Here is a 1,721-nt window from a genome sequence, read left to right as displayed (position 1 = left end):
GCCCCCGGTGGGCCGAACCCCAACGTGCGGAATTACCTCGACCAAATTCATTTCAGCTCCTAACAATGGCCCTCAAACTCACTTTCGCCCACGATTCGGCTCTACTGAATCAGCACGCGCTGCCGTCGCAAACCCTCTACGTGCGGGCCGGTGGTGTCATCGCCAACACCATTACCAACACCGGCTACCTCCCGCTGGCTTATAAAGTCATGGACGAGAACGGCCAGCCGTCCGGTGACTGGCTGCAGGGGCTGGGTCAGGCGCTGCCCGCCACGGCTCCCATCATGCGGCCGCGCGAACTGATGATGCAGGAAAATACCACGACCTACCGCCAGGCCTACGCCGTGGCCAGTGAGTACCTGCACCAGTTTTTCGGCGACCAGGCCACCGTCGAAGACCTGCTGTGAGCTTCAATCCGTGGCGCCTGCTGCGCTGGCTGCTGCTGGCCGCCGCCGTGGGGCTGCTGTGCCGCAGTTGCCCGGCCTGCGTGCTGCCTTCCTTTTAATTCTACCATCCCCCGCCCATGCTTGCCTATCTCCCCCTCTGTTTTTCCGCCCTGAGCCTGCTGGCCGTGCTGCTTCTGGCCGTACGCCGCGAGGTGCGCGAAGACGGCATGACGCCCGCCCAGCGGCTCAAAAAAAACGAGACCCGCTTAGTGGAGCACGACGTGCTCCATACCGGCCACACCCAGGCCCGTGAGTTACTGGCCGCCACGATGCTGGCCGAAATCAAACGCGTGGAAGCCGATGCCGACCGGCGCTGCAAGGCCCTGGAGCAAACGGCGGGCAAGGTGGGGCAGCTCGAGGTCAGCATTGCCACCATGCAGGCCGAACTGAAGCGCCTGCCAGACATGGAGCGCAAAATCGACCACCTTACCACCATGCTCACCGAATTCCTGGCCCGCAAATAATTCATCCTTCATTTTTCTGCTCATGCTCCGCAAAACCCTCCCCTACCTCCTCTTCTTTGCGCTTGGCCTGCTCATGCTGGCTGGCGCGCAGTTCTTCCCGCAGGCTGTGACCTGGCTGTACAAAGCGGCTGCTGCGCCGGGGCCCGCTGCCAGCGGCGCCGAAGTAGCCGCCGGGCAGCAGGCCAGCGGCTGGGTACCGTCGGCCATGGTAGCCTCGAAGTTTATCACCTTCGCCGGCGCTTACCTGCTGGCCGTGCTGCTGCCGTGGGTGGTGCAGCACCTGACGCACCCCATTCCCACGCGCTGGGCAAAGGTGCGCTACAGCAAGCAATTCGCGCTGCTGCCCTCCGAACGGCAGTTTGCCGTCAACAATCACCTGCAGCTCGTCAACGTCATTCGGGCCGCCGCGGCCCTGCTCTTCGCGGCGTTGGTGGTATGAGAAAGCTATTAGCTATTAGCTGCCTGCTGTTAGCTATTAGCTTACAGCTGCACGCCCAGACCTGCGCCCTGCCCTGGCTCGCTGCCCGCCTCACGGCCACCGAGTCGACGGGCTACAACCGCGGCCCGCTAGTCGACAAGATTATTGTGGCCGGCGGCGGTAATCCCTACGTGCGCAAATCGCCAGAATGGTGCGGCTTCACGCAGGCAGCCGCCAACCGGGCCTGTGGCAAGCCGATTCCGCGCAACGGCATGCAGGGCGCAGCCGCCGCCTGGTTCCCGCTCACCGGGCCGGACGCCCGGCGCACGGTTTTTTTTCGGGGCAAGCGCGGCAGCATCGACAGCATCCGCGTGGGACAGAAAGCCGGCTTCG

The 1,721-nt window shown here is 63.9% G+C and carries 4 protein-coding genes; all 4 read left to right on the top strand.

The window, feature by feature from the left end; translation table 11 throughout:
* The first annotated feature begins 65 nt into the window (after positions 1 to 65).
* The gene (locus ACYVDE_RS21890) at positions 66 to 407 is read left to right on the top strand and encodes a hypothetical protein (protein ID WP_460503661.1); all 342 of its coding nucleotides are present in this window, start codon (positions 66 to 68) and stop codon (positions 405 to 407) included.
* 116 nt (positions 408 to 523) lie between these two features.
* On the top strand, positions 524 to 910 hold the full coding sequence (locus ACYVDE_RS21885; RefSeq protein ID WP_460503660.1) for a hypothetical protein: 387 nt from the start codon (positions 524 to 526) through the stop codon (positions 908 to 910).
* Between the two features lie 22 nt (positions 911 to 932).
* The gene (locus ACYVDE_RS21880) at positions 933 to 1,349 is read left to right on the top strand and encodes a hypothetical protein (RefSeq protein WP_460503659.1); all 417 of its coding nucleotides are present in this window, start codon (positions 933 to 935) and stop codon (positions 1,347 to 1,349) included.
* The coding region (locus ACYVDE_RS21875; protein WP_460503658.1) for a hypothetical protein at positions 1,346 to 1,721 on the top strand (376 nt) is incomplete at its 3' end. The genes ACYVDE_RS21880 and ACYVDE_RS21875, both read left to right, overlap by 4 nt.

The sequence above is a fragment of the Hymenobacter agri genome, from assembly GCF_054778495.1.
This window is presented reverse-complemented; position numbering and strand designations above follow the sequence as displayed.

Bases quoted from the DNA above. Each gene is read 5' to 3' on its own strand.
- ACYVDE_RS21890 (WP_460503661.1), top strand. From the start codon at position 66: ATGGCCCTCAAACTCACTTTCGCCCACGATTCGGCTCTACTGAATCAG.
- ACYVDE_RS21885 (WP_460503660.1), top strand. From the start codon at position 524: ATGCTTGCCTATCTCCCCCTCTGTTTTTCCGCCCTGAGCCTGCTGGCC.
- ACYVDE_RS21880 (WP_460503659.1), top strand. From the start codon at position 933: ATGCTCCGCAAAACCCTCCCCTACCTCCTCTTCTTTGCGCTTGGCCTG.